We start from the raw sequence: 3,291 nt of genomic DNA, 5'->3' as shown, positions 1-3,291 counted from the left end.
GGGCACCGTGCTCGACCGCGGCATGCAGCGCCATTTGAACGAGGTTCAGCGGCTTGTTGCGCCTGTACCATGGCGACGCTCCGACGCCCGGCGCTTCGAGTTGCGGCCGGTCCGCCAAGTGTCCCCTCGGGCAAGCAGGCTTCAAATCGCCCTCGGGCGGCGCGCTGAGGTTGCGTCCGCCCTGACAAGGCGATGCGGAACTCTGGCAATATGGTCTGGGAACTTTGAGAAAACGCGGGCCCACGCCCGAGGGGCGCGATGCGGAACTCAGGAGCGGCTATCAAGCTGCGGGGCATCACGGGCTACTTCGCTCCAAGTCGAGCGCCTCATGGCGGGGCTTACGCGGCCGGCTACCGGAGGCTGACGAAGATGCCGTTGATGAGCGCGATGGCGGCCCGCCTGAAGCGGGCTGGCCGCGGCAGGCGCTACCGCTCCAGGAAGCAGGTGGTCGAGCCGTTGTGCTGGCAGATCAAACGGGCCCGAGGCTTCCGACAGTTCTGACGCCGTGGCCTCGATCAAGTCTGGGGCGAATGGGCGATGATCTGCACCGCCTACAACGACCTCAAGCTGGCGGAGGCCGGAGACCGAACCCAAAGCCAAACAACAACTCTGCTCAAACTCCAACGATCAGCTCACCTCATAAACTCGTTACTCGGAGAAGCTCCTATCTAAGCATCTGCACGATCTGATCTGTATCAAGCCACCGTTCTCCTTTCCACAATTTTACTCAGATGGTCCCTCGAAACTGTCACTTAGCCGCGCCCAAAACCAAGCTCACAATTCATCGACGCTCAGTTGTTTGTCTTCCCCGTCGAGCTGACCCCTTTATCAGACATCACGGGGTATGGTAACACTCTGATCGAACGATGCCTCCCGCTCTCTGCGTACTTTGACTGCGACTACATGAAGGACGCCCCCAAGTATGCAGTATGTGCGTTCAAGCGAGCGGGCTTATCGAGCTGCATTGATGGTGGTGGCGATTTGCTCCCGAGCCCTCCATGTCAGAGGTCAGCTCATCCTCTGCCTACATTCCGTCACGGCGCAGATGGCCGGCGATTCACTTGCAACCAGTCTTTCGGTAACAGATCAATTTCTCGAAGATTTGATACAAGATTGCGCGCGGAAAGCTGTTCCGATCGTCAGCCTTCGTGAAGCGCTTGAGCGGTGGCAACGGCATGATCGTAGCCCATTCCTTGTCATAACGTTCGATGACGGCTATCGAGATCTATATGTCAACGGCTTTCCAGTTTTTAAGCGGCATTCAGTGCCATTTACAGTCTTCGTTACAACCGGAATTGCCGATAGGCTTACTCCGATGTGGTGGCATGCCCTCGAACTCGCCGTCAAACGCACCGAACGATTCAACTTGCTCGATGGCCCAGTGACGGTAGTCGACCAGAAGGAAAAAAACTCAGTAATTGCAATGCTTTCTAAACATTTTCTCACCGCATCTTCAGATAGACGAAGGCATTTAATCCAAGAACTTGCTGCGCGTAACAAAACCTTGAATCTGGACGATGCTTACGGCAGTGGGCTGGATTGGAACATGATCAAGATAATGCATGACAGTGGACTCGCTGAGATCGGCGCGCATTCTGTCAGTCACTCGGTTTTTGCTAACTTAGATTGCAGTTCCCTAGAGTGGGAAATATCGAAATCCCGCGATCGTCTCATTGAAATGACAGGCATAAAACCTCGATACTTCGCTTATCCTTTTGGACAAAATCATGAAGTTGGAAAAGATGCGCACGGATGGGTCGAAAGCTGCGGATTTGAAGCGGCTTTTTCGACGAATCAATCCTTATTGTGTAATCATTCGGTGACTGATAGATATTGTATTCCTCGTCTCGTTTTATCAAAAAAGGGGCAGGATGTTACGGTCGTGCAAGCGTACATGTCGGGCTGGCCGCAGATGATCCGTCAACGATTGGCAATTTAAGCAATGACGCTATCTCCCGTTCCGCATGGTGCCGACGGTGTACCGAAGGTTACTTTCAGTCTCATCGTCTCGACAATCGGACAGACGCTGCATTTCGAAAGATTCCTGGATAGCCTCGTCGCGCAGCAGTTCAAAGACTTCGAAGTCATTGTCATCGACCAGAGTGGCGGGGTAGCGATCCAGGATCAGCTTGACGCTTTTCGCGAGCGGTTGCTGATCGTTTACACAACGAGCGCCAGAGGCCTATCGCTCGGCCGGAACCGCGGGCTTACACTAGCTCGGGGTGAACTTGTCGCTTTTCCGGATGATGATTGCTGGTATAAGGAAGATCTTCTGAAGCAAGTGCACGAAACACTTCGAAGCAAGCACCTTGACGGTGTCTTCGGGCGATGTATAGACAATTTTGATAAGAGTGTTGCCGGTCGTCATTCAAATAATGCTCAGCTGGTCAGCAAACACAATGTCTGGAAGTGTGGCGTATCGGCCACGATATTTATTCGTCGTAGCGCAATCGAAAAAATTGGTCTGTTTGACACTACAATAGGACTCGGAAGTGAAACTCAATTTCTTTCAGGAGAGGAGACTGATCTAATTTTGAGAGGGATAAATCTAAAACTCGCATTCTTTTATGATCCCTCGATCGTAGTTCTCCACGATTCAAGTACTGAAGTTTCGTTCGCTCGCAGGGCTGCGAGAACGTGGTCATATGGGCTAGGTATGGGCTTGGTACTACGCAGACATCAATACGGCTTCCTGTTTGTGTTCTACTGTGTGATTCGCCCGATAATCGGCGCGGCCGCGGGCTTGACGACAGGAAGGTTTCGGGTCGCAGTCATAAGGATCGTCCGGGCCGCAGCTCGTTTGGAGGGTTGGCGACGGGCTGGTCGAGCGGACACGGTCGGTCATCTGCAGCCTGTCGCGAACAGTCAGCTTCGGGCTGGGCGCGTCGTCCGGGAGGCTTCACGCGACGAGAACTAACTTCGTTGGGATGTCGGACACGATATCCTGTAACGCCGATTAACGCGATCGAACGGACGAGTCGCTGCCGGATCGGTGATTTTCGTACGGTTCGACTAGACCCGTGCAGCGCGTTTCAGTCCCATGGCTTGTATCAGCCGCGCCACTGGCTACAGGGCCGGAATGACAAGTTTGCTGAATAGACGAGCCGACCGTCGTTTCAAAGAATCAGAAAAGTTTTCTTCTGCTGAAGCGATTAAAATTCATTTGTTTAATAGAGAAGTCTCTGTCTCGCGTGCATTTTCGCTGGCGTCAAACAATACGAATTTTATTTAGCTCACGTTTGCGCGTGACGACGTGCCCGTCGCATTCGGGCTGAAACGCTCACCGCCCGT

Annotated in this window: 2 protein-coding genes and 1 pseudogene; all 3 read left to right on the top strand. The window is 53.4% G+C overall.

What is annotated here, in order from left to right; genetic code table 11:
* Window positions 1-273: 273 nt before the first annotated feature.
* Window positions 274-579 (top strand): annotated as a pseudogene (locus OXS27_RS31910) (transposase); the annotation flags it as partial.
* A 343-nt stretch (window positions 580-922) separates the two neighbouring features.
* Window positions 923-1,939, top strand: a complete 1,017-nt coding sequence (locus OXS27_RS31905) for a polysaccharide deacetylase family protein (RefSeq protein ID WP_267361664.1) — start codon at window positions 923-925, stop codon at window positions 1,937-1,939.
* Between the two features lie 3 nt (window positions 1,940-1,942).
* Complete coding sequence (locus tag OXS27_RS31900; RefSeq protein ID WP_267361662.1) at window positions 1,943-2,917, top strand: glycosyltransferase family A protein; 975 nt, start codon at window positions 1,943-1,945, stop codon at window positions 2,915-2,917.
* Window positions 2,918-3,291: the final 374 nt, after the last annotated feature.

This window comes from Methylobacterium sp. GC_Met_3 (assembly GCF_026540775.1).
GTDB lineage: Bacteria > Pseudomonadota > Alphaproteobacteria > Rhizobiales > Beijerinckiaceae > Methylobacterium.
The sequence above is the reverse complement of the archived record's forward strand: the minus strand, read 5'-3'. Positions and strand labels throughout refer to the sequence as shown.